Below are 26,986 nucleotides of genomic sequence, written 5' to 3' on the forward strand. Positions count from 1 at the left end.
CCATGAGCTACGAGACCATCCTGGTGACCCGCGAAGGCCGGGTCGGCACCATCACCCTGAACCGGCCGAAGGCACTCAACGCCCTCAACAGCCAGGTGATGCACGAAGTCACCAGCGCCGCAGCCGAATTCGATGCTGACGCGGGTATCGGCGCGATCATCGTCACCGGCAGCGAGAAGGCCTTCGCCGCCGGCGCCGATATCAAGGAGATGGCCGATCTCTCGTTCGCCGACGTGTACAGCCAGGACTTCTTCGCACTGTGGGGCAAGTTCGCCGCCACCCGCACCCCCACCATCGCCGCGGTCGCCGGATACGCCCTCGGCGGTGGCTGCGAACTGGCCATGATGTGCGATCTGCTGATCGCCGCCGACACCGCCAAGTTCGGGCAGCCCGAGATCAAACTCGGTGTGCTGCCGGGCATGGGCGGCAGCCAGCGGCTGACCCGCGCGATCGGCAAGGCCAAGGCGATGGATCTGATCCTCACCGGCCGCACCATCGACGCCGCCGAGGCCGACCGCAGCGGCCTGGTCTCGCGGGTGGTGCCGGCCGACACCCTGCTCGAGGAGGCCAACGCCACCGCCGCGACCATCGCCGGGATGTCACTGTCGGCGGCCCGGATGGCCAAGGAGGCCGTCAACCGCGCCTTCGAGTCGACGCTGGCCGAGGGCCTGCTCTACGAACGACGGATCTTCCACTCGGCCTTCGCCACCGAGGACCAGAAGGAAGGCATGGCCGCGTTCACCGAGAAGCGCGCGGCGAACTTCACCCATCGCTAAAGTCGAGCGGTGACTGCCACCGTCGTCGAGCCAGAAGTGCCCGAAACGCCACCCAAGCGCGCGTGGTGGACTCGGCACTACACGTTCACCGGGACGGCGGTCGGCCTGGTATTCATCTGGCTGTCACTGACCCCGTCACTACTGCCCCGCGGCCCACTGTTCCAGGGACTTGTCAGCGGCGCGGCCGGCGCGATCGGTTACAGCCTGGGTGTGTTCAGCGTGTGGCTGATCCGCTATATGCGCTCCAAAGATTCCAGCCCCGCCCCGCCACCGCGGGCCTGGCTGGTGCTCATCGGGGTCGGCATCGTCGGGCAGATCGCGGCGATCGTCTATTTTCATGTCTGGCAGGACGACATCCGGGATCTGATGGGCGTTCCGCGCCTGGGCTTCTGGGACCACCCGCTGACCGCGGTACTGGCGCTGGTCTTCCTGTTCCTGTTCGTCGAACTCGGTCAACTGGTCGGCAAGCTGATCCGATTCCTGGTCGGCCAGTTGGAACGCATCGCCCCGCCGCGGGTGTCCGGCGTGGTGGCCGTGGTGCTCGTCCTGGCGTTGGCCATCGCGCTGCTCAACGGGATCGTGGTGCGGTTCGCGATGACCACCATCAACAACACCTTCGAATCCGTCAACAACGAGGACGATCCCGACAATCCCTCGCCCACAACACCTTTACGGTCGGGCGGTCCGCAGTCGCTGGTCAGCTGGGAGTCCCTCGGTCACCAGGGCCGCAACTTCGTGGCCAACGGACCATCGGTGGCCGAGCTGACCGAGTTCAACGGCGCGCCGGCCACCGAACCCATTCGCGCCTATGCCGGATTGAACTCCGCCGACGGCATCAGGGCCACCGCCCGACTGGCGGCCGACGAATTGCGCCGCACCGGTGGACTGGAGCGCGCGGTCATCGCGATCGCCACCACCACCGGCACCGGCTGGATCAATGAGGCCGAGGCGTCCTCGCTGGAGTACATGTACAACGGCGACACCGCGATCGTGTCGATGCAGTATTCGTTTCTGCCGAGCTGGATCTCGTTCCTGGTCGACCAGGAGAACGCCCTGCAGGCCGGGCAGGCGTTGTTCGAGGCGGTCGATGCGATGGTGCGCGAACTGCCCGAGGCCGACCGCCCGAAGGTCGTGGTGTTCGGCGAAAGCCTCGGATCATTCGGCGGCGAGGCACCCTTCCTGGCGCTGAACAATCTGATCGCCCGCACCGACGGGGCGTTGTTCTCCGGACCGACCTTCAAGAACACCATCTGGACCACGCTCACCCGCGACAGGGACGCGGGCTCCCCGATGTGGCTACCGATCTACGACAAGGGCGAGAACGTCCGGTTCTCGGCCAAGGCATCCCAGGACCTCGGCCGCCCAGACGACCCGTGGGGTCAGCCCCGGGTGGTGTATCTGCAGCACGCGTCCGACCCGATCTCGTGGTGGAATCCGGATCTGCTGTTCGCCAAACCCGATTGGCTCAAAGAGCCCCGCGGATACGACGTGTCACCGCGCATGGAGTGGATACCGGTGGTGACGTTCCTGCAGGTGTCCGCCGATATGGCGGTTGCGGTGGATGTTCCCGACGGACACGGCCACGTCTATGTACGCGATGTCGCCAACGCGTGGGCCGCGATTCTGCAGCCGCCGGGTTGGACGCCCGAGAAGACCGATGAGCTGCGCCCGATCCTGCGCTCAGACGAGAGCAGCTGAGCGCAGCTCGTCGGGCAGGGCGTGATAGCCGCCGATGACATCGGTGGCCTTGTGCAGACCGAGATCCTGCAGTGCGACGGCAGCCAGGCTGGAGGTGTACCCCTCCGAGCACAGGATGATCCACTCGACATCGTCGCCGACGGCTTCGGGGATACGTGCGTCACTGGTCGGATCGCAGCGCCATTCCAGGTGGTTGCGTTCGATGACCAGCGCAGCGGGCACCGCCCCCTCGGCAGCCCGCTGCGCGGCCGGCCGGATGTCGACGAGCACCGCACCGCGCCGCAACGCGGCAGGCACCTGCGCCGCCTCGACCCGCTGCAATCGGGTCCTGGCGGCGTCCAGCACCGCGTCGATACGGCTGGGCATGTGCTATCCCTCCGGCGCGTCGGTGAGCTCGGTGCGGCTGCGGCGCAATGTGTTCCGCTCGGTCACCGAGTAGTAGGACATGGCGGTCAAGGGCGGCGAGTAGGCATGCACACTCAGGGTGACCGGAGCAGGGACGGGGGCAGGCGTCCACACGACATCGTGCACCCAGCCCAACGGGAAACCGGCCTGGTCCCCGGCCCCGAGCTCACGGGTACGCAATTCGCTGCCGTCCCAACGGGTTTCCTGCAGAGCTCCGGATACCACCGTCAATGCGCCGAGCGATCCGCCGTGATCGTGCAGTTCGGTGGACTTGTCCAGTACCCAGCTGATCAACCAGATGTCGAGTTCGTCGTCGCTGTAGAGGCGCTTGTACCAACGCTCCTCGACGGGTAACCGGCCGCCGTTCATCAGGCGGTCGTACCGACCGGACAGCACATCGTCGGCGCACCGGTCGGTCGCGGCCAGCAGGTCCGGTAGGCGCAGCCGGGTCGGCGCGGAGACGGCAGGTGGTGTGAGAACGGGGGCAGCCATGAGAAGAGAACTCCAGAACGAAAAGGGAACGGTCGGGTGCGCACTCAGTGAGCGCGACAACACCGCCGGAAAGCTGAGTTCCCAGTCCCCTCCGTCATGGCCGCCAGTGTTGCATAGATTGGCCTCATGCGCCGCTACCCGATCGCCGTCCTGGCCGCCGCCGCTGCACTCACCGCATGTGGATCCGCGAACGAGGAACCCGCCGACAGCGCGGCACCCGAGACGCCGCACACCGCCGAGGCCGAGCCGCCACGGCTACCGGCCGAGTCGCCGGCGGCCGGCGCGGTGCGGGTGTCCCCCGACGGTGTCACCACCGTCGTCGACGTGCCGTCGGTGGCCACCGAAAACCAGTACGGCCAGGCCTGCCTGGCCGCCAAACGGTGGTTCGACGAGCATCGCGAGCCGGTCGAGACCTATCTCAAGACACTGCAGGCCGACGGTGCCGTCGGGCCCGGCACCTTCGATGCCACCTGGGTGGATCTGACCCAGGCCCAACAGGCCGGCGTCATCATGGCGGCCAATGCCGCCGAACGCGGCGAGTGCGGCTAGCGAACGTTTCGAATCAAGGCGAGTCGAACGAGTCGAACGGCCGCTGCGCGATCCACTCGCGCCCCCGTGCGGCCGCGATCTCGATGGCCTCGAACGCCCGGTCGGTGGCCTCGACGATCCCGTCGGGGCCGAGTAGATCGCCGATGCCACCGCGCTGCAGAACCTCCCGGGTCTCCGGGCTGACCCCGGCGATGATCAGGCGGCCGTGGTGAGCGGTCAACTGGCCGGCCCACCGTCGCAGCGCCTTGATGGCCACCGAGGACGGCACATCGGGCAATGCCCACAGGCTCAGCACCACCACTGCATTGCGGGTGCCGTCCGCCCGTGGCCATTTCTCGTCGATCCGGGCGACCTCGGCGAACAGTCCGACGCCCGAATAGAACAGCACCGTCACCGCGTTGTCCGGGCAGCGTTCCGGCACCGGCACCTCGCGCCAGCCCTGGTCGTCGCGGACCAGCGCCCGCAGCTCCGCGGCCTTGGCGACCTTGGCGCAGTAAAGCACCAGCGAGGTGATGACACCGACGACGATCGCGGTGTGCAGCGGCAGCTCGGTGGTGGCGACGAAGGTGATCAGCATGGCCACCGCGGACAGCGGGGCGACGCGGAGCACCAGCTTGATATCGGGCCAGCGCCCGACCACCAACTCCGCGCCGATGACCAGGATCAGGCCGCCGATCACCGGCATCGGGATGATCTCGGCGGCCGAACCGGCCACCAGCACCAGCAGCGCCAGCCAGACCCCGGCGAAGATCCCCGCCCAGCGGGTCTGTGCACCCGCCGAGGTGGCCACCCCGGTACGGGACAGCGAGCCGCCGGCCGGCAGCGCCCCGAAGAAGCCGCCGACGGCGTTGGCCGCGCCCTGCGCCAGGAAGTCGCCGTTCATGTTGGTGCGACTGCCATCCGGGTTCGGCACCGCCGCCGAGATTCCGGCCGCCTGGGCCAGCGCCACCAGTGCCACCGCGACACCGCCCATGATCAGCTCGGGCATCGCCGCAAAGTTGGGAACCGTCACCGGCGGAAGGGCATTGGCGATCGAGGCGATATCGCCGACGGTCTCGACCGCGATATCGAACACCTCGACACCGGCCGTCACGATGACGAGCGCCAGCAGCGTGGCGAACGACTTCAGTGGTTTGACGAAGTGGAACACCGCCCAGACACCGACGGTGGCCGCGGCGACCGCGACCGTGGCCGGCTGCCACATGCCGACATGGGCCAGCGAGTCGACGAACTTGCCGATGGTGTTACCGCTGTCGGGCCGATACCCGGTGGCGTCGGCCAACACCCCGGCGATGATCTGCAGCGCGATCCCGGTCGCGAACCCGGTCATCACGGCGTTGGAGACGAAGCTCATGGCCGAGCCGAACTTGAGCAACCCGAACACCAGCATGACGATGCCGACGATGATCGCCAGCGCGGCGACATTCGCCGGATCTCCCGGATCCAGACCGGCGTCCTCCAGCACGCTGCGTGAGGTGAGGGCGATCGCGCTGGTCAATGTCGTCACCATGAGCACAGTGCGGGCGAAGAGCGATCCGATGATGCCGGGCACGATGCCGGCGTAGATACCGGCGACCGGGTTGAATCCACCGATACTGGCGTAGGCCATCCCTTCCGGGATCGAGAACAGCCCCGTCACCAGCCCGGACAGCGCGTCCTTGGGGGTGGGACGACCCAGTCGGCCTGGCAGCTTGATCGCCATCGTCACAGTGTTGTCGATGGCGGGCCCCGGGTGCATCAGAATGGAGTGCATGCGAATTGCGCTGGCGCTGGGCAGCGGGGGTGCGCGCGGTTATGCGCACATCGGGGTGATCAACGAGTTGTCCGAACGTGGCCATCAGATCGTCGGCGTGGCCGGCTCGTCGATGGGCGCACTGGTGGGTGGCCTGCACGCCGCCGGCAAACTCGACGAATTCGCCCACTGGGCAGGCTCATTGACCCAGCGCGCCGTGCTGCGGCTGTTGGATCCCTCCCTCACCTCCCCCGGTGTACTGCGGGCGGAGAAGATCCTCGACGCAGTTCGCGACATCCTGGGTGATGTGACGATCGAGTCGCTGCCCATCCCGTACACCTCGGTGGCCACCGACCTGCTCACCGGCAAGTCGGTGTGGCTGCAGCACGGGCCGCTCGTTGACGCGATCCGGGCGTCGATCGCGATTCCGGGGATCTTCACCCCACATGTGCTCGACGGTCGGCTGCTGGCCGACGGCGGCATCCTGGACCCGTTGCCGATGGCACCACTGTCGGCGGTCAACGCCGATATCACCATCGCGGTGAGCCTGTCCGGTGGTGACCCGACGGTCCGCGACGAGGAGCCCGAACCGCGGGTGACCACCGAGCGACTTAGCCGGATGTGGCGCAGCACAACGGCTCTTCTCGATACGTCGACGGCGCAACGGATGATGGACTCGCCCGCGGCCAAGTCGGTACTGAGCCGGTTCAGCAGCGCCCTCGACGATCCGCCCGCGGTCGCCGACACCGTCGAGGGCGCGCCCGCACTGCCGCGGCTGGGCAGCTTCGAGATCATGAACCGCACCATCGATATCGCGCAGTCCGCGCTGGCCCGGCACACCCTGGCCACCTACCCGCCGGATCTGCTGATCGAGGTGCCGCGCACTGCGTGCCGCAGCCTGGAGTACCACCGCGCCGAGGAGGTCATCGAGATGGGCCAGGAACTGGCGGCGGCCGCCCTCGACGCGCTGAGTTAAGCGAGGAACTCGGCCAGCGCCGCGGCGGCCCGCCGGCCCTGCGCATACCCGGCCAGTGCCGCCGGCGCACGGCAGGCCGGATCCAGCGGATTGGGCCCGAACGCCGCCAGCGCGGCGTCATCGGCGAACAGTGCGAAAGTCGTTGCCCCAAATGCCTCGACCTCGGCGGCGGCACCGTCACCGAACGGTGAGGGCGCTTCCTGCGCCGCCGGTACCAGCACCACCACCGCGTCGCAGTCGGCCGCGACGGGCATGTGCACCGTGCTGCCCACCCCACCGTCCATGTAGCGGCGGTCGCCGAGCGTCACCGGTGGCCACGCACCGGGCACCGCGCAGCTGGCCGCCACCGCATCGACCAGCGGCACACCCGAATCCGGGGTGAACACCACCAGCTCACCGGTCGCGGTGTCGATGGCGGTGATGCGCAGATCCCGCCGGGGCCACTCGTGTGCGGGCAGCCGGTGCGCGATCACCGCGCGGCGTAGCGCCTCCGGCACGGTGTCGGCGGCCAGGGCGATCTGCCCGATGTGGCGCAGCCGGTCCGCGGTGTCCCCGGGTGTGCCGAGTGCGCCGAGGAAGACCGCGGTGAGATCGTCCATGCCGATGCCGGGGTCGATCTCGTGGCTGTCGGCGGCGAGCTGGCGGTCATAGAGCTCGCGCAGCGGCGTCGCGATGCCGATCTGGGCGGCCACCGTCGAACCGGCCGAGGTACCCACCAGCACATCGGAGTTCAACACTGCCGCGGCGATTTCCGGCGCCTCGTCGGCGATCCCGGTCAGCACCCCGGTCTCCCAGGCGATACCGGCCAACCCGCCGCCGGCCAGTACCAGACCGCGGGTCACATTGGTCGCAGCAATGTGTCGGACAGCTGCTCCAGCGACCGGCGGGCATAACCCTTCCACAGCCGTCCAAAGATCGGCAGCGCGAGGGCCGTCACGCCGGACCGGGGGTAGATGGTCCAGCGCCAGGTCACCGTTGTCCCGGTGCCGGCCGGGTCGAACAACCAGACCCCGTCGACATGGTCGACCAGTGGCGCCAACGCCCCGGTGACCTGCGACAGTGTGTATCCGAACGATCGCGGCGGGTCGTAGGAGGTGAGCTCCTCGTGCATGCTGCCGCCGCCGGTGAGCAGGACGGTGCGCGACTGTCCGATCGCATCCCAGTCACCGGTCTGATCGCGGGTGTCCTTGATCGGTGGGATGGGCCCGTACCAGCGACGGAACAGGTCGGGCAACGGCATCGGCACCAATCGCGCGAACAGCTCGTCCTGGACGACCGGGATCGCCCGTGATTGCTCCACCACCAAGGGTTGCGCCATGATGGCCATGCTAGTTCCGTTCGCCGAACCTGAGGTCGATGGCGAGTTTTCGGCGGCGAATTCTCGCCATCTGGTTCAGTTCCGGCGCAGTCGCGGCGCCGCCTTGGCACTGAACAGCGGCAGATCCAGATAGCTGGCCACCCCGGGCGGGGCCGCGCACACGGCCGGTACCGAGTTCACACAATGCGCAGCGGTCGCGACGACACCCGGCTCGGGCCCCTCCTCGCCGACCTCACCCTGGAAACCGGTGATGGACACCACGAAGTCGGGATTGCCACGGACCTCCATCTCGTAGCGCTGACCATCGGGACCAAAATCCCAGGCCGGGTCCAGGTTCTGTTCGCCCATCAGCCAGTTGACGGTCACCCGCACCACCACCTCGTCGCCGACGAGGGCCTCCCAGTGGAACTTGCGGCCGGCCACTTGCCCCGGTTCGATGCTGCCGATCGGCGAATCGATCGGCGCGGTGGCCACCGCGATCTCCTGGCGGGCAACGATCTTCGGGTCGGCGTTGAATCCGAACTCGTCGACGCACATCTTCACGGCCTGGATGAACCCACCGTCGAGCAGCTTCTGCATCGGCCCCGAGAGCGCCCTGTCCGGCGTCTCACCGAAGCCCATCACATGGCGCACCACGTCCGGTGCGTGGTAGGTGCGCAGGTCGGAGAATTCCTCGGCACGAACGAAAGTCACGCCGGTGGACATCACAGAGAACAGCAGCGGGAACTTCTCGCTGATCCCGCCCGGCGCGATGCCGGTGCCGTGCAGTGTCGCGTTACCGGCCAGTCCGGCCTCGCGCAGCGGGGCGGCCTGCTTCTCGCTCGGATACACCCAGCCCACCGGGGTGATGACGTTCTTGCCGGAGCGCAACAGGGCGGCGACCTCGTCGGTGTTGGGCAGCAGCGGTGCGTAGATGACGGCGTCGGCCTCCAGCGCCAGGATCTCCTCGACACTGCTGGTGGCCGCGACGCCGATCGGGTCGGCGCCGATGAGGTCGCCGACATCGCGGCCGTCCTTGGCGGCCGAGTGCACCCAGCAGCCGACGAGTTCGAGATCGGGATGTTCGAGCACCCCCTTGATGGCGGCCACTCCGACCCCACCGGTGGCCCACTGCACGACCCGCAACGTCATCGTCACCCCTTCGCCAAAACTAGAACACGTTCTACCACTTTCCCGGGCGGTTGCAGGCGGTATCCGGGCACAATCGTTGGTCATGAACAGCGGACGATCATGAGCGGGGAATTGGATTTCGGGGTGCTCGGCCCGTTGCAGCTGAACGTCGGCGGCACCCCCGTGCCGTTGGGAACACCCAAACAGCGGGCGGTGCTGGCGCTGCTGGTCATGAGCCGTAACCGTCCGGTCGCTGCCGATTCACTGGTCGCCGCGGCGTGGGAGCAGTTCCCGCCGCCCGAGCCCAAGGCCAGTCTGCATTCGTATGTGTCGAATCTGCGCAAGGTGATCAGCAGTTCCGGTGCCGACGGCCGCGCGGTGCTCGCCAGCGCACCGCCGGGATACCGGTTGGCGGTCACCGACGCGGACTGCGATATCGGTCGCTTCGTGGCGGCCAAGAACGCCGGCGTGCAGGCCGCCGCGGAGAGCCGCTTCGAACAGGCCAGCAGTCATCTGTCGGCGGCACTGGCCCAGTGGCGCGGCCCGGTGCTCGAGGATCTGCGCGACTTCGAGTTCGTCAGCCCGTTCGCCACCGCGCTGGTCGAGGACAAGGTCGTCGTGCACACCGCGCACGCCGAAGCCGAGATCGCCTGTAACCGCGGCTATGCGGTGATCGGGTCGCTGGAGGCCCTGGTGACCGAACATCCCTACCGGGAACCGTTGTGGACCCAATTGATCACCGCGTACTACATCAGCGATCGACAGTCCGACGCGCTCGATGCCTACCAACGCCTGCGCACCACGCTGGCCGAGGATCTCGGTATCGACCCGAGTCCGACGGTGCGCGCGCTCTCGGAGCGGATCCTGCGCCAGGAGCCGCTCAACGTCCGCCAGGCTGCCCGCACCACCGCGGTGCATCAGATCTCCCGGATCGACCTGCGCACCGCGGTCGGCGTGCAGAACGCGCCCGCGCAGATCCGGTCCGCCTCGGGGCGGGTCCATCCGTTGGTGGCGGCCGCGACGAGGATCGGCAGGCTGCCCGACAATGACATCGTCCTCGACGATGTCAGCGTCAGCCGCCACCACGCCGTCATCATCGACACCGGCACCAGCTTCGTCGTCACCGACCTGCGGTCGGCCAACGGTGTGGAGGTGGGCGGGCAACGGATCCGCGGCACCGCCACGCTCAACCACGGCGACCGGATCCGGGTGTGCGATCACGAGTTCGTCTTCGAGATCGCGACCCCGGCGTGACGCTCCTGCTGTGAGCGCCCGCCGCACCGATTAATGTGATGGGCCGACGTGCGCTGACAGGGGCAGATCAATGAGCGAGCCGACATCGCGGGTGGGCACCGATTTCGGCCGGTACCGTCTGCGCCGACTCATCGGTCGCGGCGGCATGGGTGAGGTCTATGAGGCCGAGGACACCGAGAAGGACCGCATCGTCGCCCTGAAGCTGTTGCCCGAGGGCGTCTCCCACGACCCGGTGTTCCGCAAGCGACTGCAACGCGAGGCGCATTCGGCGGGCCGGTTACAGGAACCGCATGTGGTGCCGATCCATGACTACGGCGAGATCGACGGTGTGTTGTTTGTCGACATGCGCATGATCAACGGCGCAGACCTGCGCAAGATCCTGAAGAGCTACGGGCCCATGACACCGGCGCGGGCGGTGGCCATCGTGCGGCAGATCGCCTCGGCCCTCGACGCCGCGCACGAGAGCGGCATCATGCACCGCGACGTCAAGCCGGAGAACATCCTGATCACCCGGGACGACTTCGCCTATCTGGTCGACTTCGGTATCGCCAATGCCGCCAGTGACGAGAAGCTGACCGAATTGGGTACGGCCGTAGGCACTTACGCGTACATGGCTCCGGAACGATTCACCAGTGACGAGGTCACCTACCGCGCCGACGTCTACGCGCTGACCTGTGTGCTGCACGAATGCCTGACCGGCTCACAACCGTTTCCCGGTGACAGCGTCAGCATGGTCATCACCGCCCATCTGATGCAACCCATCCCGGCGCCCAGCCAGACCCGGCCGGGTGTGCCGATCGCGTTCGACCGGGTGATCTCGCGCGGGATGGCGAAGAAGCCGGCCGAACGGTTCGCCAGCGCCGGCGATCTGGCCACCGCGGCCACCGACGCGCTCAGCGTCCGGGATCAGGACCAGGCGGCCAATATCGTGCAGCGCGGTGAGGCGGCCACCATGCCGGGCCCGCAGTATCCGGTGCCACCTCCACCGCCGGGTGCCACCCCACCGCCGTACGGCGCGACACCGCCACCTGGCGCCACGCCGCGTCCGTTCACCCCCACCCCGCCGCCGGGGCCACCACCGGGCGCCACCCCGGCCGCGTTCCATGCCGGCGGCCCGCACTGGAATGCGCCGGCCCGCCCACCGGCGCCGCCCAAGAAGAAGACGCCGTGGGTGCCGATCGCCGTGGTCGCGGCCGTCCTGGTGCTGGCACTCGGTGCGGTCGGCATCTTCCTGGCCGTGCAGCCCGATGGCACCAAAACCGCGGGGCTGACCACCAGCGCATCGGCCACCGCCGAGACCACCACCCGGCCGACCCGAACCACCCGCGCTCCCGATCCGGCGGCGATGCAGGACAAGCTCTTCGGCATGCTGCCGCAGGGTTACGACCCGGGGGTCTGCCAACCGGTGCAGCCGCCGGTACCGGGGGCGCTGGCGACCGCCGACTGTGGGCAGTCCAGCCTGCCCGGCGGTCCGGCGGCGTCGCGATACTCGTTGTTCGGCGATCAGGGCACGTTGCGGGCGAACTTCGAGGATGCGATCACCGGCAACTCGGAGCTTTTCAAATGCCCGAACAGCGAACGAGATTCCCCCACCACCTGGCACTACACCGATACCCCCGGCACGGTCGAGGGCTCGATCTCGTGCGGGCTCTACGACGGCGGCCCGGACATCACCTGGACCAAGAACGACGGCCTGCTGCTGGGCAACGCGCAGGGTGTCACCATCGAGGAGCTGCACCAATGGTGGTTGACCTACGGCTGAGCCCGACCGCCTGAGCAGCCCCAAGAATCCATCAAGGACGCCGTTGGACCCTGTTGGCACACACCCGGAGAACCGGGTCGCCACCAGGGGAGAAACGACATGTCCAGCACTGCCCGCTTGCTCCAGCTGACCGGAATCGCCATCGCTGCCGGCGCCATCGGCGTGGTCACCGCGGGCACCGCGGGTGCGGTGACATCGGCGGCCGACGCCGCGTTCCTGGCCGATCTGCGGGCCGAGGGCATCACCTATGACTCCGCCGCCGAGGTCATCTCGAACGCCTTTCAGGTGTGCAGTGAGTTGGACTCCGGTGTCGGCGCCACCGACATCGGGCTGGAGATCATGGACTACACCGGGGTCAGCGCCCGGCAGGCGGCCGCGTTCATCGTCAACTCGGTGGACTACTACTGCCCGGAGCACAACAGAGCCTTCGGCTAGGTTGTCTCCAAACGCAACGCAACGTAGCGAAAGGGACAGCCATGCCGGAACGTGTGTTCGTCGTCGGGGTCGGGATGACCAAGTTCGAGAAGCCGGGCCGCCGGGAAGGCTGGGACTACCCGGACATGGCCCGCGAATCGGGCACCAAGGCGCTCGAGGATGCCGGGATCTCCTATGACCAGGTGCAGCAGGGTTATGTCGGGTACTGCTCGGGCGATTCGACCTCGGGGCAGCGCGCCCTGTACGAGCTGGGGATGACGGGCATCCCGATCGTCAACGTCAACAACAACTGTTCCACCGGCTCGACGGCGCTTTACCTTGCCGCCCAGTCGATTCGGGGCGGGTTGGCCGACTGCGCCATCGCGCTGGGGTTCGAGAAGATGCAGCCCGGGTCGCTCGGCGGTGGCGCACAGGACCGCGAATCCCCACTCGGTAAGCATGTGAAGGCACTCGCCGAGATCGACGAATTCGGATTCCCGGTGGCGCCGTGGATGTTCGGCGCCGCCGGCCGCGAGCACATGGAGAAGTACGGCACCACCGCAGAGCATTTCGCGAAGATCGGCTTCAAGAACCACAAGCATTCGGTGAACAATCCGTACGCCCAGTTCCAGGACGAGTACACCCTCGACGACATCCTGGCCGCGAAGATGATCTCAGACCCGCTGACCAAACTGCAGTGCTCCCCCACCTCGGACGGATCGGGTGCGGCCATCCTGGCCAGTGAAAAGTTCGTCGAACAGCACGGCCTCGCCGGTCAGGCGGTCGAGATCGTCGGCCAGGCGATGACCACCGACTTTGCCTCCACCTTCGACGGCAGCGCCGCCAATATCATCGGCCACGACATGAATGTGCAAGCCGCCCAACAGGTTTACGATCAGTCCGGACTGGGCCCGCAGGATTTCGCGGTGATCGAGCTGCACGACTGCTTCAGCGCCAACGAGCTGCTGCTCTACGAGGCGTTGGGGCTGTGCGCACCCGGTGAGGCGCCGGCACTGATCGACAACGAGGACACCACCTACGGTGGGCGCTGGGTGGTCAACCCGTCGGGCGGACTGATCTCGAAGGGGCACCCGTTGGGCGCGACCGGACTGGCACAGTGCGCCGAGCTGACCTGGCAGCTGCGCGGGACCGCCGACAAGCGGCAGGTGTCCGGGGTGAACGCCGCCCTGCAGCACAACATCGGCCTGGGCGGGGCCGCGGTGGTGACCGCCTACCAGCGCGCCGAACGCTGACATACCTTGCGATTTGTGGAGCGAAACCCGTAATGGTTTCGGCCGGCACTCCACAAACCGCAACAAAAGGGGACCCGCGGGCGATATACCGGGCAGGTCGGGCTTCGCGAGGAGGTTCGCCATGCGCGTGGTATGGCTATTCGCGGCGGCACTTGGGGTGCTGCTCGGCCCCGTCGGGCAGGCCGCCGCCGACGAGGGTGCGATCGTCACCATCGGTCGCCTGCAGGCCGAGGGATACACCGTCAACATCGACCGCATCGGCAGTGCATCACTGGAACAGTGCGTCGTGACCAATGTGCGCAACCCGCAGCAGGTCACCCGGCTGGTGCGGGCCGAGGACGACGGCTGGGGTACGCACCACGATGACGGGGACCTCGTCGAGGTCGTGGTCAGTCAGTCGATCTCGGTGTCACTGGACTGCACCCGCTGAGTCAGACCTGCGCGAGCTCGCGCACGTCGGCGAACGCCGCCACGTCGAACGGCGAGTACGTCGGCGCCGGCGCGGCCACCCGCAGTGCGGTGATCTGGCCGTCGACATCGCCGATGTAGAGCCGGTCACCCGCGGCGCTCAGTGCCGCCGCGGTCGGGCGCGCGCCGACGGTGATGGTCTCGACGACCTCGTGGGTGAGGGTGCACAGCACCGACACCGCGTCATAGTCGATGACGTAGGCGCGCGATCCGTCGGCCGACAGCGCCATCTGGATGGGCAGGGTGCCCGCACCGAAAGTGGCGGTGACGGCGAGCTTGGCCGGGTCGACGACCTTGATGGCGCCGCGGCTGTGCAGATCCGACGTCAGCACGTAGACGGTCCCGTCGGCGCCGACGGCGACGTCGCGGATCGGGGCACCGGTGCCGATGTTCTTGCGAATCTGGTTGGTCTCGGTGTCCACGACGACCAGCCGACTGCCGGTGGCGGTGGTCAGACCGACGTAGAGGCGACGTCCGGAGCGGTCCACCGCGAGACCGTCGATCGAGGTGGCCGCACCGGTGGCGATATCGATGGTGCCCACCCGGTCGGCGGTGGTGTCCACGACGGCGACGTCCACATGATCGTGGCCGGCGCGCGCGGCGTAGGCACGCTTGCCGTCCGGGCTGGCGGCGACCGCGGTGACACCGAAGGCCAGCGGGTAACTGCCGACCACCGCGTTGGTGCGGATATCGACGACCACCAGGGCGTCGGCCTCGGCGGCACTGGTCACGACGAAGGCGCGGTCCTCGGTGAGCGCGACGGCGAACGGCTCACCATCAACCTCGACCAGCGATGGCGCCGCGACGGCATGCGGGCGCACCACGGTCAGGCTGTCATCGGCGTAGTTGGTGACGACGATCGCGCCGGCGTTGGCCGCGACATCGGCGATCGGTCCGCGGGAGATCGCGACCGAGCCTGCGAAAGCGGTTTGCGAGTCGTTCAGCGCCGCGGCGTTTGCACGCACGGAAACACTTGCCATCTCTTCAACACCTCCGCCGGGTGGCGATACCGGCTCTTGATACGCCAGGCGCCCGATGGTCGAGCGCGTCTCAAGGCGAGTGTAGCGACGAAAAACGGTACCCAAACATCGATCTTGACGCGCGCCGAGTTCGCCGCCCCGCAACCTCTCAGACATCCCTCAGAAAAAGATCGTTATGCAGTTGTGACCTTCCGATGGCAAACTTGTTTACGGCCTTTAAATGCATACTTGCGAGAGCAGCTAAGGCTGCTTGGGCACCGAACCACATGCGTCCCACAAAATTTCCTCAGCCCGCGAACTCAAAATGAGCGCCAGATCACAGCCGACACATCAGCAAACTTTGTGACCGTCGCCACCGCATTGCGGGCGCCGTTCGGGTGCCGACGTTGCTACATAATTTGCCACCGCGTCAGGGCAACAGGATGTAGGCCAACCCCTGCTGCGCCTTGACGGTGCGCCCCGACCAGATGTTGGAACCCCACCCGGCAGTGTCCATCTCGGTGAGGCGCAGATACACCCCATCCGGACGGCGCGAGGTGGTGTCGACCCACGCCACATGGCCGGAATCGGGCGCGTCCAGCACACCCGGCGGAATCACCACCATGGCCCGTGCCTGGGGTTCCTCGACGACGGTCCAGCCCGCCTTTCGGGCGGCGGCCGGCAGATCGCGGGGTGCGCCACGCAGCGCCGGGTAGGACTGCTCACCCGTGGCGAAGTACCACTTCTCCATGGCACCCCACATCGCGGTGCCCACCTCACCCGGGTTCTTCGTGACGGTCCGACCATCGGCCCGGGCCTGGGCCGGCCGTGTCGACTCGGTCGCGCAGGGTGGCACGACGGGTTCGTTGGACCCGGTGTCGAGCATCGCGTCGGTCACGTAGCCGCCGTCGGCCAGTCGATTCCACAGGTCGGTGGACAGGCCGTAGGGGCCGCCGGAGAACACCGTGCCGCGGGTATGACAGCTGATGACGATCTGCGAACCGTTACGCAGCGCCCCCACCTTCTGACTGCTCGCCGAGGGTGCCGAGCGCACGTTCAGGTCACGGCTGCCTGTGTTGACGGTGACGGTCGCGGTAGCGGGTTCCGCGGCGGATTCCGGGGCCGCACCGACCACCGGCGCAGCGGTCAGGATCACCGCGCAGACCCCGACCACGACCAGCGGAGGACGCCAGGAACTCAGAAACCCCGTGGAATTCACAGCACGCACAGCAACCCTTTCGGACACCGGTGGCAAAAGCATAGAGCGCCGCCGATGTATTTGCTGGGAGGCGAATCTGAATTTGCCTGATGTGTGTCCGATCCGTTACGGCCGACAACACCCTCAGCGCCACTGATAGCGCGTCTTCGGCCGTCCGGCCTTGCCGTAATCGGTGTTGCGGCTGACGGTGCCCTCCTCGGCCAGCCGTTCCAGGTAACGCCAGGCCGTCACCCGGGACACCCCGACCTGTTTGGCGACCGCATCCGCGGTGATGCCCTCGGCCGCATCGCGAACAGTCCGGGCGATCTCGTCATTGGTCCCCGGTGCGACACCCTTGGGCGCCACCGTGCGCCCAGCCCCGACCCGCAACTCCGCCAACGCCCGGTCGACCTCGTCCTGGCTGGCCGCATCGGTGCCGGCCGGCAGCGCCTGGCGATAACGCTGATAACGCTGCAACCGGTCCCGGAAGGCGGCGAAGGTGAACGGTTTGAGCAGATAGGCCAGCGCTCCGTGCCCGACGGCCGCCCGCACCATCTCCAGATCGCGCTCGGAGGTGATCGCGATGATGTCCGGCGTCGGTTGCAGGCCCGACAACGCCGAGGCCAGCGTGATGCCACTGGCGTCGGGCAGTCCGATGTCCAGCAGCACCAGATCGATCGGCGCATCCGAGGCCGCGGCCTCGGACGCTGCGCGCATCGCATCACGCGCGGTGTGCGTCACGGCCGCCACCGAGAAGCCGGAGATTCGGCCCAGATAGGTCCGGTGGGCCTCGGCGATCAGCACCTCGTCCTCGACGATCAGCACGTTGATCATGAACTCGGCACCGTCACCGTCACCACCGAACCGTAGGTCACATCCGCGCCGAGCGTGCCACCGTGTTTCTTCACCACCTGCGCCACCAACGCCAGGCCAAGCCCGTGCGCCGCGGTGTCCGCGCCCGACTTCGTGGAGTAGCCGCGTTGCATCGCCTTCTCGAAGGTGTTGGCGTCCATACCTTCTCCGCTGTCGGCCACCCGGATCAGCAAGCCGTCGGCCCCTTGAACCACGGTCACCTCGACCCACGGGTCGTCACGATCGCAGGCGTCCATCGCATTGTCGATCAGATTCCCCAGCACGGTCACCATCTCCTGTCCGCTGAGCAGCAGCGCGTCGGTATCGGCGGGCAATTGGGTGTCCTCGGTGACGGTCAGTTCGATACCGCGTTCGTCGGCCTGGGCGCTCTTGCCCAGCAGCAGCGCCACCAGGGCGGGCTCGCCCACCGCCGCAGACAGCCGGTCGACGAGTTGTTGGGACAGTTCGAGTTCGGCCGTCGCGAACGCCACCGCCTCTCCGGCACGACCCATCTCGACCATCGTCACGACGGTGTGCAGCTTGTTGGCCGCCTCGTGCGCCTGGGCCCGCAACGAATCGGTGAGCACCTTCAACGAGCTCAATTCGCCCAGCGCACCCTGCAATTCGGTGCGGTCGCGGATGGTGACCACCTCGGATGCACCGGTCACCCGGGACCGGTTGACCACCAGCACCCGCTCGTCGGTGACATGGATCTCGTCGCGGGCGCCGGGGTTGTAACTGCGCAGGAACGCCGGCAGATCGGCTTGGGCCACCTGTTCGGGCGGCAGCGCCAGCAGCCGGCGGGCCTCGTCGTTGACCAGGACGACACCGTCACGCTCCAGCACGATCAAACCCTCGGACACCGAATGCAGGATCGCATCGTGGTGGTCGTACATGACACGCAGTTCGTCCGGGCGCAGGCCGCGGGTCTGACGTAACAGCCGGCGCCGGATACCCCACACCCCGATCAGCGAAACAGCAAGGGCGCCAAGGCCCACCGCCGCGATGACGGGCCACTGCGCACGCCACCGGTCGGCCAGGCTCTGCTGCAGGATGCCGGCGGCGACCAGCCCGATGACCCGGCCGTCGCCATCGTGCACCGGTGCCACCGCACGGATCGAGGGTCCCAGTGTCCCGGTGTAGACCTCGGTGAACGAGCGCCCGTGCAGCGCCGGCTCGATATTGCCCAGATACGAGCCGCCGATCTGGGTGGGATCGGTGTGCGTGTAGCGGGTGCGGCCGGGCGCCATGATCGTGATGAACGCGATGTCGGTGTGCCTGCGCACCAATTCGGTGACCGGTTGCAGGGTGTCGGTGGCACGGCCGGCCACGATCGCGTCCGCGGTCGACGGGGAATCGGCCAGCGCGGTCGCGATCCCCAGCACCTGCGCCTCGGCCGCCGCGTCACCATCGCGGCGGGCGTCGAACAGCGCCAGGGCACTCGCGGCCGCCACGATCAGCGCGATCACCAGGATCTGCAGCGCGATGGCCTGGCCCGCCAACGACTTGGGCCATCCCGACGGCCAACCCGAGCGCCACTGCGTCCCGCCCACCCGCATCGCGCAACACCTCCCGCGTTGAACGTAATGAACAAAAACGTGACCTGCCTCACGCTCTGGTCGAACATCCTTTCAGACCCATTTTCGCCTTGCGTTCGAAGGAGAACCGATGACAGCCACGATGGACCGGCCGGCTTCCGAGCCGACGCCGGAGGAGCCCAAGAAGAAGCACGACCGCACACACTGGCTGTTCATCGCCGTCATCATCTCGGTGATCGCGGGCATCGGTGTGGGCATCTACGCGCCCGAGGTCGGCAAGAGCGTCGGCGTCCTGGGCACCATGTTCGTCGCCCTGATCAAGATGATGATCGCCCCGGTCATCTTCTGCACGATCGTGTTGGGCATCGGCTCGGTCCGCAAGGCGGCCACCATCGGCAAGGTCGGCGGCCTGGCGTTCGTCTACTTCCTGGCGATGTCCACCTTCGCGCTGGCCATCGGCCTGCTGGTCGGCAACATCCTGCACCCGGGCAGCGGTCTGCAACTCAGCGACAGCACCGCGGGCAAGGGTGCCGAGCTGGCGGAGAAGGCACACGAGTCCGGCGGTCTGCTCGATTTTGTCCAGGGCATCATCCCGACCTCGCTGTTCTCCTCGTTGACCGAGGGCAGCGTGCTGCAGGCACTGTTCATCGCATTGCTCGTCGGCTTCGCCATCCAGGGCCTCGGTTCGGCCGGCGACCCGATCCTGCGGGGCATCGAGCACCTGCAGAAGCTGGTGTTCAAGGTCCTGGTGATGATCCTGTGGCTGGCCCCGATCGGTGCCTTCGGCGCCATCGCCAATGTCGTCGGCCAGACCGGCTGGGCCGCGGTCGGCCAGCTCGCGGCACTCATGCTCGGCTTCTACATCACCTGTGCCATCTTCGTCTTCGGTGTCCTGGGCACACTGTTGCAACTGGTCGCGCGGGTTTCGATCTTCAAGCTGCTGCGCTACCTGGCCCGTGAGTACCTGCTCATCGTGTCGACCTCGTCGTCGGAGTCGGCGCTGCCGCGCCTGATCGCCAAGATGGAACACCTCGGCGTGGATCGCTCCACCGTCGGTGTGGTGGTGCCCACCGGGTACTCGTTCAACCTGGACGGCACCGCGATCTACCTGACGATGGCCTCGCTGTTCATCGCCAGTGCGCTCGGCGATCCGCTGTCGGTGACCGAGCAGATCGGCCTGCTGGTGTTCATGATCGTCGCGTCCAAGGGTGCCGCCGGTGTCACCGGTGCCGGGCTGGCCACGCTGGCCGGCGGGCTGCAGGCGCACCGCCCGGATCTGCTCGACGGTGTCGGTCTGATCGTGGGTATCGACCGGTTCATGTCCGAGGCGCGGGCAGTCACCAACTTCTCCGGCAACGCCGTGGCGACCCTGCTGGTCGGTACCTGGACCAAGACGATGGACCGCGCCAAGGTGGACGCCGTCCTGAGCGGTAAGGACCCGTTCGACGAACTGACGATGCTCGACGATCACAGCTCGCACGCCGAAGAGCCGGCGCAGAAGAAAACTGCTGCGCCGGTATAGGGCGAGCGAAACTGCGGCGCCGGACCTACCCCTGGGTCCGGCGCCGCAGCCTTTTCGGCCCACCTGCACACCCGATATGCGACCATCGCGCTTATGAACCCGCAGGACGATCCGGAGGCCCGGATCCGCGCGCTGGAACCGACCGAACTCGGTGCCGAACAGCCCGGCTACGGGACCGGTTACGGCACGCCGCCTCCCCTGCCACCGCCGACCCAGCAGTGGCCCGAGGCCAGTCCGTACGGCCAGTCCCCGTACGGTCAGTCGCCCTACGGACAGACCTCCTACAACCCGGATCCGTACGGTTACGCGGCGCCGTATCCGACACCGCAGTCCTCGGGTTCCGGTTTCCGGCCGTGGATGCTGATCGTGCCGCTGATGATCGCCTTCCTGCTGATCGGTGGCGGGGCGGTGGCGTTCTGGCTCTACAGCAGCACCTCGACGCCGGGGACGCCCGGAATCTCGGGTGGCGGAGGACAATTGACCGATGCTCCGGTGATTACCGAGTTGCCCGACCTGCCGCCGATCGTCATCGAACCGGGCGCCCCGAACGCGCCGCCGGGCGGCACCGCGGAGCCAGGTGGCACCATCACCGTCACCGGGATCGGCAGCAACCGGTCGGTGACCTGTGACGACAACATCCTGATCATCAGCGGCGCCAACAACACCGTCGATGTCACCGGGCACTGCACTGCGGTCACCGTGTCGGGTTTCGAGAACGTCGTGACGGCGGAATCCGCCGGTGAGATCACCGTGTCGGGTTTCGAGAACAAGGTCACCTACCGATCCGGCTCCCCCACCATCAGCCAATCCGGCAGCGGGAACAGCATCGAACTCGGGTGATTGCGGACCACCCCGGACCAGCAGCGTCGGCGATTCAGTTGACGGAACTGCCAGCCACCGACATTTGCGCTGGTAACTACCTGTACAGGGTGTTGCACACCCGCACGCGAGCCGACAAAAATCGGCACCGTCGTTCTAGTTAGCTAAGCCTAAGGCAATCTGTTAACTTGTCCGTGACATCGAACATGGGATTTTTCTCATGTGGCTCACAGGTTCCAAGGTCAGTAAGGGTTTTCGGGGATGCGCATCGTTTCGTTCGGCTTCCAGACATGGGGCGTCAAAACCCTGCAGGCCCTCATCGACCTCGGCCACGACGTCGCACTATCGGTCACCCATCCCGCCAGCGACGATTCCTACAAGGGGATCTTCTCCGATTCGGTCGAGGACCTGGCCCGCGAGCGCGGCATCCCTGTGCACCTGACCGAACGGGTCGACAATGAGACGATCGACCTGGTCAAGCGCGCCGAACCCGATGTCATCGTGGTGAACAGCTGGTACACCTGGATGCCCGCAGAGCTGTACAGCCTGCCCCCGCACGGCACGCTGAACCTGCACGACTCGCTGCTGCCGAAGGGCACCGGTTTCTCCCCCGTCATCTGGTCGCTGATCAGCGGCGAGGCGCAGATCGGGCTGACGGTCCACCGGATGGACGAGGACCTCGACACCGGTGACATCCTGGTGCAGCATTCGCTGCCGATCGGCCCCAAGGACACCGGCACCGAACTGGTCGAGCGGGGTATCGATCTGATTCCCGGTGCACTGAAGGAAGCCCTGGCCGCGCTGGAGTCGGGTAATCCGCAGTGGCGTCCGCAGAACAAGGCCACCCGCACCTACTTCCACAAGCGCTCCGAGCGCGACAGTCTGATCGACTGGTCCTGGCCCGCAGAGGATCTCGAGCGGTTGGTGCGTGCGCTGTCGGCACCGTACCCACGCCCGTTCACCTTCTATCGAGGTGAGCGCATCGAGGTGCTCGAAGCGCACGTCTCCGAGATCCATTATGGCGGTACACCCGGTCGGGTGATCGTGCAGGAAGGCGGCGGCGCTGTGGTCTGCGGTCCGGCCGCCTACCGCGGCGGCAACCTCGGCCTGGTGATCACCAAGGTCCGCGCGGCCGAAGGCACCGAGCATGCCGGCAAGGAATTCTTCCGCCGCGGCGGCTACCTGACACCCACCGCGGAATAGTCACACGATCCGTAGCCGTAGCGCGGCTGCGGTCGCGGGGCCGACGATCCCGTCCACCCGCAGTCCCGGGGCGCGACGCTGGAACTCGCGCACCGTCGCCTCCCAATTGTGTTCGTTGGACCGAAAGTTAGCCACTCCCACACGAACGATTTGCGATCTCCGATCAGGAAGCGCACCTACCAGCCTCGCGGCATAATATTGTCTCCCAGCGAAATCGATAGTGAGCAAAGTTCGAGCGCTTCAGTCAGTCCCCGGCCGCACGCCAAGACAAACAAGGCGAAATAAGCTAGGTGTTCGACATCGCCTTCCAGCCTTTGCCAGTGCCAACTTCTGGAGGAGAACTGACTAACTATACGAAGCACCAAATTGATAATGCGCGCGAGATCGTTGCCGCGGGTCGCAGAATGGGCATTGGGCCCCGAGGACAAATCGCCGCCCTTGCCACTGGGCTAGTCGAGACGAACCTCCGAGTTTACGCCAATCAGGCCGATCCCCCGACGATGGCATTACCACACGTGGCCGTGGGTAGCGACGGTCTCAGTAGCGGCGTATTTCAGCAGCAACCTGGCAACACGTGGGACGCCACCCCAAGCTGGTGGGGCACGGCCCAGTGCCGCATGGACACCGGCTGCGCGGCGGGCCAGTTTTATGACCGCCTGCTTCAGGTCCGCATCGACGGCCACGACTACAACACACTGGCTATTAGCGGTGGCCGTTTCTGCCAAGCAGTGCAGCGGTCCAGCTACCCCCAACGCTATGAAGAACGCTGGCAGGAGGCAGAAGGACTGTACGACCGACTATCGATGGAACAACGCAACGCCCGTAGCGATACAGGGTAAGCGGCAGCGAGTACCTCGGAATAGCCATACGCTGAGCAGGGTTGCCGCACTGCTTTGCCGTTCCACGCGACGGCCACCGAACGAATCGCAGAGTCGGCATCTTCGGCTCTTTCTACTAGAGGCCTAAGTCTGCTGAGAGCGCACTCAACGGCGGCCGCGAAGTCCCAGGGACCGTTCGCGATTTGAAGTGGTCCGCGAGTGATAGGTCTACGGAAAGCCGTCGGTACGGCAACCGAAAAGATCCACTCAATCGCTCGCGTGATGCCAGGGCGCTGGTGCATCTCGATCAAGAGTAGCGCACCGAGAAGCGCCCGCAGGTCTACTGCTGCTGCGCCTTGCGGTGTCATGATCTTAATTATTAACAGCTTTCGACGGTAGGACCCGGAGCAGGCCAGACTCTCAAGTTGCCATCGAAATAGGTCGTCGATCAAACTTGCGTGTCCCTCGTCTCTTCAGGTCCGCCGCCGTCGTATCCATCTCTGGCGCGTTGCCAGAACCTGCCCTGCAGTCTCGCTCGGAATCCTGTCACAACCAATGCCGCCAAGCCCCAGAAGAACGTCCATGCGAGGTTGCTTCGAATGAATTCCCATGGCTCCTGGCCAGATACGGCTCGAATTAGAGCCCAAAGCCGCGCACCAAACAAACCAAACAGCACAACGCTGATCCAGTAGGACGCCCACACGAGAAGGACGAGACGATCTGATTTCCGCCCTGGCACCGGCAGCGGACGCGCGAAGGCCGGCCACAAGAGAAGAAATCCCGCTACGAAGAAGACAGCAGCGATATCTCGAAGCTGATACTGAAAGAGGTTGAGCAGAAACCCCATTACGACTATGTACCCGACTCGACGAACGAGCGACAGCAAAATCTCCCGGTCATGCCAGCGATACCCGGTCCCGAAATCGTTCAGCACTACGTCAACGAGGGCAAAGTAGGGACCTAGATATCTGTTGTCGAGGTTGATTGCAGCAGCGACGATTGTCGCTGGCCCCAGGATGAACGCCCAACCGAGGTGATTAGGATCGAAAAAGTCCGTGCCGGTCAAAAACCCACCACTCCTTGCGGGGTGACCAACATCCCGTGGCGAGTCAGATCATTGGTAAATCGGAGACCATCATCGACGGCTTGGATCGTCCATCCAAAGGCGGCATACCCCTCCTTACCTATTACTGTTCGCGGCAGGTCGCCAATCTGGCCGTCGATCCAATCGATCACACCGTTCGCGTCGCATGCCACGCCGTGGCGGGGCGTTCCATCAGGGTGGCTCTCCCAATTCGTCGAAAGCGTCTCACACCCAATCCAACCCGGACTTACGAGGCAGCTGACGGACCCCGAACTGGTCACTACCGCCAGATTCTCTCGCGGTGGCAACTCAAGCCCAATTGCAGGCTCTACAACCTGCTCGTCATCCGAACTTTGATTCATGCGACGTGAGCCTACTGCTTCGCCTCAGGCAACTGCCCGCGGTTTCAACTGTCGCCGGCTCCCAATGCGCATATCAAATGCACGGCTTTAGCCCGAATCGGATCCTTCGGCCCGCAGCACGGCAGGCAGCCAGACCGGATCACCGGTCCAGGGTTTGTGTTGAGGCACCGCCCCCCTAGAGTACCTTCGACAGAAACTCCTGCAGCCTAGGATGTTTCGGGTTGTCGAAGATGTCCGCCGGTGGCCCCTCCTCGACGATGTGCCCGTCGGCCATGAAGATCACCCGGGACGCCACCTCGCGGGCGAAGCCCATCTCATGGGTCACCACCACCATCGTCATACCGCCGCGGGCCAACGTGCGCAGCACCTCCAGCACATCGCCGACCATCTCCGGGTCCAGCGCGCTGGTGGCCTCGTCGAACAACATGATCGACGGGTTCATCGCCAGGGCCCGGGCGATCGCGACGCGCTGTTTCTGACCGCCCGACAGGGTCGACGGTTTGACGTTCGCCTTCTCGGCCAGGCCCACCTGGCCAAGAAGATCGAGCGCCTTCTTCTCGGCGGCCGCCTTGTCCATCTTCTTGGTCAGCAGCGGCGCCAAGGTGACATTGTCCAGCACCGTCATGTGCGGAAACAGGTTGAAGTGCTGGAACACCATGCCGATGTGCTGACGCACCTTGTCCAGGTCGACCTTGGCGTCGGTCAGATCAAAATCGTCGACCACGACCTTTCCACCGGTGATGTCCTCCAGCTTGTTCAGACACCGCAGGAAAGTCGACTTGCCCGAGCCGGACGGGCCGATCACGCAGACGACCTCACCGTGACTGATGGTGGTGTCGATGCCGTCGAGCACCACGAGGTCACCGAAAGACTTCTTGAGCCCCTCGATCCGGATCTTGACGGTGCCCGCGGGCTCGGCGGCCGCGGCTTCGGTTACCAGTTCGCTCATTTCACGAGCCTCTTCTCGAGACGGTCGGACAGTTTGGTCAGCGCCATGATGACGATGAAGTAGATGATGCCGACGATCAGCCACATCTCGAACGCCTTGTAATTGCCCGCGATGATGATGCGTCCGCTCTGGGTCAGCTCGGCGATTCCGAGCACCGAGAGGATCGAGGTGTCCTTCAAGGTGATGACGAACTGGTTGATATAGGACGGGATCATTGTGCGGATCGCCTGCGGCAGGATGACTTTGCGCATCGTGGGCAGATATCCGATACCCAGGCTGCGTGCCGCCTCCATCTGCCCCTTGTCGACGGACAGGATGCCGCCACGCACGATCTCGGTCATATAGGCGCCGGCATTGAGCGAGAGCGTGATGATGCCCGCCGTTACCGCCGACATCTGAAAGCCCAGTGCGGTGGGGATGCCGAAGTATATGAAGAAGGCCTGCACGATCAGCGGGGTGCCGCGGAAGATGTCGACGAACGTGGTGCCGATGGCCCGCAGCCAGATCGACCGCGACACCCTGGCCAGGCCGAAGATGATGCCGAGGATCAACGCGAAGAAGATGGACGATACCGTCAGAATGATCGTCATCTTCAGGCCGGCCAACAACATCGGCATCGTGCTCTTGATCAGGCCCAAGAAGGACCCGTCACTGGCGGTCGCGTTCTCGCCGAGATAGGTCGCCAGGATCTCGTCATAACGACCCGAGGACTTCAGGCTCTCCAGGCCGGCGTTGAACTTCTGCAGCAGTTCGGCGTTCTGCCCCTTGTTGACCGCGAACCCGTAACCGGTCGGATCCTCCTTCGGTGTCACCGTTTTGAAGCCGTTGCCCTGCTGGATGGCGTACAGCAGCACCGGGTAGTCCTCGAAGGCGGCCACCGAGTTGCCGGTGCGCACCTCGTCGAACATCGTGGACGAGTCGGCGAACGACACGACTTCGAAGCCGTACTGGTCTTTGATCGAGTTCGCGAAATCCGCGCCCTGGGTGCCGTTCTTGACCGAGACCCGCTTACCGCGCAGGTCCTCGTAGGACTTGATGTCCACATTGTCCTCGAGCACCGCCATCTGGATCCCGGACTCGAAATACGGCTCGGAGAAGTCGAAGACCTTCTTGCGCTCGTCGGTGATGGACATGCCTGCGATGACGCCGTCGACCTGATTGGCCTGGACCGCCTGCAGTGCGGCATCGAACCCGAGCGGCTTGATATCGACGGTGAAACCCTGGTCCTCACCGATCGCGCGGATCAGGTCCATGTCGATACCGACGAAATTGCCGCCGGCGTCCTGAAATTCGAACGGCGCGAAGGTGGTGTCGGTGGCGATGGTGTAGGTCTCGCCCTCGGCGGCGGCTGTTGCCGGCAGCAGCAGCGTGGCCCCGAACAGACCTACGAGCAACCCGGCGAGCACGGCGGTCAACCGGCGTCTGGACCTGGCGGGTGGGTGGGGCCTACAACCCGACGAACTTTCGGCACGCAT

Annotated in this window: 26 protein-coding genes and 1 pseudogene; 13 read left to right on the forward strand and 14 right to left on the reverse strand. The window is 66.1% G+C overall.

Going from position 1 to position 26,986, the window contains the following annotated elements:
• Positions 1-2 precede the first annotated feature (2 nt).
• Positions 3-776: an enoyl-CoA hydratase gene (locus ACLBYA_RS01985; protein WP_447707666.1), complete on the forward strand. Its 774-nt coding sequence runs from the start codon at positions 3-5 to the stop codon at positions 774-776.
• Between the two features lie 9 nt (positions 777-785).
• The gene (locus ACLBYA_RS01990; RefSeq protein ID WP_447707667.1) at positions 786-2,474 is read left to right on the forward strand and encodes an alpha/beta hydrolase; all 1,689 of its coding nucleotides are present in this window, start codon (positions 786-788) and stop codon (positions 2,472-2,474) included.
• Here ACLBYA_RS01990 and ACLBYA_RS01995 read toward each other — a convergent pair.
• Both ACLBYA_RS01995 and ACLBYA_RS02000 read right to left on the reverse strand, forming a co-directional pair.
• Entirely contained in the window at positions 2,457-2,840 is a 384-nt protein-coding gene (locus ACLBYA_RS01995; protein ID WP_447707668.1) for a rhodanese-like domain-containing protein, read from the reverse strand. The two genes, ACLBYA_RS01990 and ACLBYA_RS01995, sit on opposite strands and share 18 nt — an antisense overlap.
• Before the next feature lie 3 nt (positions 2,841-2,843).
• Positions 2,844-3,371, reverse strand: coding sequence for a cysteine dioxygenase (locus tag ACLBYA_RS02000; protein WP_447707669.1), 528 nt, complete (start codon positions 3,369-3,371; stop codon positions 2,844-2,846).
• A 126-nt stretch (positions 3,372-3,497) separates the two neighbouring features.
• On the opposite strand from ACLBYA_RS02000, the gene lpqV reads away from it, so the two are divergent.
• On the forward strand, positions 3,498-3,920 hold the full coding sequence (gene lpqV / locus ACLBYA_RS02005) for a lipoprotein LpqV (protein WP_447707670.1): 423 nt from the start codon (positions 3,498-3,500) through the stop codon (positions 3,918-3,920).
• Positions 3,921-3,933: 13 nt separating this feature from the next.
• On the opposite strand, the gene ACLBYA_RS02010 is transcribed toward lpqV, so the two are convergent.
• Positions 3,934-5,622 (reverse strand): SulP family inorganic anion transporter, encoded by a 1,689-nt coding sequence (locus tag ACLBYA_RS02010; RefSeq protein ID WP_447707671.1) that lies wholly within the window; start codon positions 5,620-5,622, stop codon positions 3,934-3,936.
• A 49-nt stretch (positions 5,623-5,671) separates the two neighbouring features.
• Here ACLBYA_RS02010 and ACLBYA_RS02015 point away from each other — a divergent pair, with 49 nt between their 5' ends.
• The gene (locus ACLBYA_RS02015; RefSeq protein ID WP_447707672.1) at positions 5,672-6,628 is read left to right on the forward strand and encodes a patatin-like phospholipase family protein; all 957 of its coding nucleotides are present in this window, start codon (positions 5,672-5,674) and stop codon (positions 6,626-6,628) included.
• On the opposite strand, the gene ACLBYA_RS02020 is transcribed toward ACLBYA_RS02015, so the two are convergent.
• From ACLBYA_RS02020 to ACLBYA_RS02030, 3 genes are all read right to left on the reverse strand, one after another.
• Complete coding sequence (locus ACLBYA_RS02020; protein ID WP_447707673.1) at positions 6,625-7,470, reverse strand: patatin-like phospholipase family protein; 846 nt, start codon at positions 7,468-7,470, stop codon at positions 6,625-6,627. The two genes, ACLBYA_RS02015 and ACLBYA_RS02020, sit on opposite strands and share 4 nt — an antisense overlap.
• Positions 7,467-7,946 (reverse strand): SRPBCC family protein, encoded by a 480-nt coding sequence (locus ACLBYA_RS02025; RefSeq protein ID WP_447707674.1) that lies wholly within the window; start codon positions 7,944-7,946, stop codon positions 7,467-7,469. Before ACLBYA_RS02025 ends, ACLBYA_RS02020 begins: the two co-directional genes overlap by 4 nt.
• A gap of 75 nt (positions 7,947-8,021) precedes the next feature.
• Positions 8,022-9,077 carry an NAD(P)H-dependent amine dehydrogenase family protein gene (locus ACLBYA_RS02030; RefSeq protein WP_447707675.1) on the reverse strand — a complete coding sequence of 352 codons (1,056 nt, stop codon included), beginning with the start codon at positions 9,075-9,077 and terminating at the stop codon, positions 8,022-8,024.
• Positions 9,078-9,176: 99 nt separating this feature from the next.
• Here ACLBYA_RS02030 and ACLBYA_RS02035 point away from each other — a divergent pair, with 99 nt between their 5' ends.
• The 5 genes from ACLBYA_RS02035 to ACLBYA_RS02055 all read left to right on the forward strand — a co-directional run bounded on the left by ACLBYA_RS02035 (position 9,177) and on the right by ACLBYA_RS02055 (position 14,169).
• The gene (locus ACLBYA_RS02035; RefSeq protein ID WP_447707676.1) at positions 9,177-10,310 is read left to right on the forward strand and encodes a BTAD domain-containing putative transcriptional regulator; all 1,134 of its coding nucleotides are present in this window, start codon (positions 9,177-9,179) and stop codon (positions 10,308-10,310) included.
• Between the two features lie 70 nt (positions 10,311-10,380).
• Complete coding sequence (locus tag ACLBYA_RS02040) at positions 10,381-12,072, forward strand: serine/threonine-protein kinase (RefSeq protein ID WP_447707677.1); 1,692 nt, start codon at positions 10,381-10,383, stop codon at positions 12,070-12,072.
• A 99-nt stretch (positions 12,073-12,171) separates the two neighbouring features.
• A complete protein-coding gene (locus ACLBYA_RS02045) occupies positions 12,172-12,507 on the forward strand; it encodes a DUF732 domain-containing protein (protein ID WP_447707678.1) in 336 nt (111 codons plus the stop codon).
• Between the two features lie 41 nt (positions 12,508-12,548).
• Positions 12,549-13,739 carry a lipid-transfer protein gene (locus ACLBYA_RS02050; RefSeq protein WP_447707679.1) on the forward strand — a complete coding sequence of 397 codons (1,191 nt, stop codon included), beginning with the start codon at positions 12,549-12,551 and terminating at the stop codon, positions 13,737-13,739.
• A gap of 121 nt (positions 13,740-13,860) precedes the next feature.
• Positions 13,861-14,169, forward strand: coding sequence for a hypothetical protein (locus ACLBYA_RS02055; protein ID WP_447707680.1), 309 nt, complete (start codon positions 13,861-13,863; stop codon positions 14,167-14,169).
• 1 nt (position 14,170) lies between these two features.
• Here the strand turns inward: ACLBYA_RS02055 and ACLBYA_RS02060 are convergent, their stop codons facing one another.
• The 4 genes from ACLBYA_RS02060 to ACLBYA_RS02075 form a co-directional block, all read right to left on the reverse strand.
• Positions 14,171-15,187 carry a YncE family protein gene (locus ACLBYA_RS02060; protein ID WP_447707681.1) on the reverse strand — a complete coding sequence of 339 codons (1,017 nt, stop codon included), beginning with the start codon at positions 15,185-15,187 and terminating at the stop codon, positions 14,171-14,173.
• Positions 15,188-15,596: 409 nt separating this feature from the next.
• Complete coding sequence (locus ACLBYA_RS02065) at positions 15,597-16,385, reverse strand: amidase (protein WP_447707682.1); 789 nt, start codon at positions 16,383-16,385, stop codon at positions 15,597-15,599.
• A 123-nt stretch (positions 16,386-16,508) separates the two neighbouring features.
• Positions 16,509-17,198: a response regulator gene (locus tag ACLBYA_RS02070; protein WP_447707683.1), complete on the reverse strand. Its 690-nt coding sequence runs from the start codon at positions 17,196-17,198 to the stop codon at positions 16,509-16,511.
• Complete coding sequence (locus tag ACLBYA_RS02075; RefSeq protein ID WP_447707684.1) at positions 17,195-18,775, reverse strand: sensor histidine kinase; 1,581 nt, start codon at positions 18,773-18,775, stop codon at positions 17,195-17,197. Before ACLBYA_RS02075 ends, ACLBYA_RS02070 begins: the two co-directional genes overlap by 4 nt.
• 109 nt (positions 18,776-18,884) lie before the next feature.
• Here ACLBYA_RS02075 and ACLBYA_RS02080 point away from each other — a divergent pair, with 109 nt between their 5' ends.
• The 3 genes from ACLBYA_RS02080 (at position 18,885) to ACLBYA_RS02090 (ending at position 22,298) form a co-directional block, all read left to right on the forward strand.
• Positions 18,885-20,276, forward strand: coding sequence for a cation:dicarboxylate symporter family transporter (locus tag ACLBYA_RS02080; RefSeq protein WP_447707685.1), 1,392 nt, complete (start codon positions 18,885-18,887; stop codon positions 20,274-20,276).
• Between the two features lie 93 nt (positions 20,277-20,369).
• Positions 20,370-21,116, forward strand: a complete 747-nt coding sequence (locus ACLBYA_RS02085; RefSeq protein ID WP_447707686.1) for a DUF3060 domain-containing protein — start codon at positions 20,370-20,372, stop codon at positions 21,114-21,116.
• A gap of 240 nt (positions 21,117-21,356) precedes the next feature.
• On the forward strand, positions 21,357-22,298 hold the full coding sequence (locus ACLBYA_RS02090; protein ID WP_447707687.1) for a methionyl-tRNA formyltransferase: 942 nt from the start codon (positions 21,357-21,359) through the stop codon (positions 22,296-22,298).
• Here the strand turns inward: ACLBYA_RS02090 and ACLBYA_RS02095 are convergent.
• Positions 22,299-22,406: pseudogene (locus tag ACLBYA_RS02095) on the reverse strand (peptidoglycan-binding domain-containing protein); the annotation flags it as partial.
• Between the two features lie 182 nt (positions 22,407-22,588).
• Here ACLBYA_RS02095 and ACLBYA_RS02100 point away from each other — a divergent pair.
• Positions 22,589-23,137 carry a hypothetical protein gene (locus ACLBYA_RS02100; protein WP_447707688.1) on the forward strand — a complete coding sequence of 183 codons (549 nt, stop codon included), beginning with the start codon at positions 22,589-22,591 and terminating at the stop codon, positions 23,135-23,137.
• A gap of 427 nt (positions 23,138-23,564) precedes the next feature.
• Here ACLBYA_RS02100 and ACLBYA_RS02105 read toward each other — a convergent pair whose 3' ends face one another.
• The 3 genes from ACLBYA_RS02105 to ACLBYA_RS02115 form a co-directional block, all read right to left on the reverse strand.
• A complete protein-coding gene (locus ACLBYA_RS02105; protein ID WP_447707689.1) occupies positions 23,565-24,182 on the reverse strand; it encodes a hypothetical protein in 618 nt (205 codons plus the stop codon).
• A 555-nt stretch (positions 24,183-24,737) separates the two neighbouring features.
• Positions 24,738-25,511 (reverse strand): amino acid ABC transporter ATP-binding protein, encoded by a 774-nt coding sequence (locus ACLBYA_RS02110; RefSeq protein WP_447707690.1) that lies wholly within the window; start codon positions 25,509-25,511, stop codon positions 24,738-24,740.
• Positions 25,508-26,986 (reverse strand): amino acid ABC transporter substrate-binding protein/permease, encoded by a 1,479-nt coding sequence (locus ACLBYA_RS02115; RefSeq protein ID WP_447707691.1) that lies wholly within the window; start codon positions 26,984-26,986, stop codon positions 25,508-25,510. Before ACLBYA_RS02115 ends, ACLBYA_RS02110 begins: the two co-directional genes overlap by 4 nt.

Source organism: Mycobacterium sp. C31M (genome assembly GCF_053345865.1).

Excerpts from the sequence above, each read along its gene's own strand:
- ACLBYA_RS01985 (WP_447707666.1), top strand. The coding sequence starts at position 3 with ATGAGCTACGAGACCATCCTGGTGACCCGCGAAGGCCGGGTCGGCACC.
- ACLBYA_RS01995 (WP_447707668.1), bottom strand. The coding sequence starts at position 2,840 with ATGCCCAGCCGTATCGACGCGGTGCTGGACGCCGCCAGGACCCGATTG.
- ACLBYA_RS02000 (WP_447707669.1), bottom strand. The coding sequence starts at position 3,371 with ATGGCTGCCCCCGTTCTCACACCACCTGCCGTCTCCGCGCCGACCCGG.
- lpqV (WP_447707670.1), top strand. The coding sequence starts at position 3,498 with ATGCGCCGCTACCCGATCGCCGTCCTGGCCGCCGCCGCTGCACTCACC.
- ACLBYA_RS02010 (WP_447707671.1), bottom strand. The coding sequence starts at position 5,622 with ATGGCGATCAAGCTGCCAGGCCGACTGGGTCGTCCCACCCCCAAGGAC.
- ACLBYA_RS02015 (WP_447707672.1), top strand. The coding sequence starts at position 5,672 with ATGCGAATTGCGCTGGCGCTGGGCAGCGGGGGTGCGCGCGGTTATGCG.
- ACLBYA_RS02025 (WP_447707674.1), bottom strand. The coding sequence starts at position 7,946 with ATGGCGCAACCCTTGGTGGTGGAGCAATCACGGGCGATCCCGGTCGTC.
- ACLBYA_RS02030 (WP_447707675.1), bottom strand. The coding sequence starts at position 9,077 with ATGACGTTGCGGGTCGTGCAGTGGGCCACCGGTGGGGTCGGAGTGGCC.
- ACLBYA_RS02035 (WP_447707676.1), top strand. The coding sequence starts at position 9,177 with ATGAGCGGGGAATTGGATTTCGGGGTGCTCGGCCCGTTGCAGCTGAAC.
- ACLBYA_RS02040 (WP_447707677.1), top strand. The coding sequence starts at position 10,381 with ATGAGCGAGCCGACATCGCGGGTGGGCACCGATTTCGGCCGGTACCGT.
- ACLBYA_RS02045 (WP_447707678.1), top strand. The coding sequence starts at position 12,172 with ATGTCCAGCACTGCCCGCTTGCTCCAGCTGACCGGAATCGCCATCGCT.
- ACLBYA_RS02050 (WP_447707679.1), top strand. The coding sequence starts at position 12,549 with ATGCCGGAACGTGTGTTCGTCGTCGGGGTCGGGATGACCAAGTTCGAG.
- ACLBYA_RS02055 (WP_447707680.1), top strand. The coding sequence starts at position 13,861 with ATGCGCGTGGTATGGCTATTCGCGGCGGCACTTGGGGTGCTGCTCGGC.
- ACLBYA_RS02060 (WP_447707681.1), bottom strand. The coding sequence starts at position 15,187 with ATGGCAAGTGTTTCCGTGCGTGCAAACGCCGCGGCGCTGAACGACTCG.
- ACLBYA_RS02070 (WP_447707683.1), bottom strand. The coding sequence starts at position 17,198 with ATGATCAACGTGCTGATCGTCGAGGACGAGGTGCTGATCGCCGAGGCC.
- ACLBYA_RS02075 (WP_447707684.1), bottom strand. The coding sequence starts at position 18,775 with ATGCGGGTGGGCGGGACGCAGTGGCGCTCGGGTTGGCCGTCGGGATGG.
- ACLBYA_RS02080 (WP_447707685.1), top strand. The coding sequence starts at position 18,885 with ATGACAGCCACGATGGACCGGCCGGCTTCCGAGCCGACGCCGGAGGAG.
- ACLBYA_RS02085 (WP_447707686.1), top strand. The coding sequence starts at position 20,370 with ATGAACCCGCAGGACGATCCGGAGGCCCGGATCCGCGCGCTGGAACCG.
- ACLBYA_RS02090 (WP_447707687.1), top strand. The coding sequence starts at position 21,357 with ATGCGCATCGTTTCGTTCGGCTTCCAGACATGGGGCGTCAAAACCCTG.
- ACLBYA_RS02110 (WP_447707690.1), bottom strand. The coding sequence starts at position 25,511 with ATGAGCGAACTGGTAACCGAAGCCGCGGCCGCCGAGCCCGCGGGCACC.
- ACLBYA_RS02115 (WP_447707691.1), bottom strand. The coding sequence starts at position 26,986 with ATGCGTGCCGAAAGTTCGTCGGGTTGTAGGCCCCACCCACCCGCCAGG.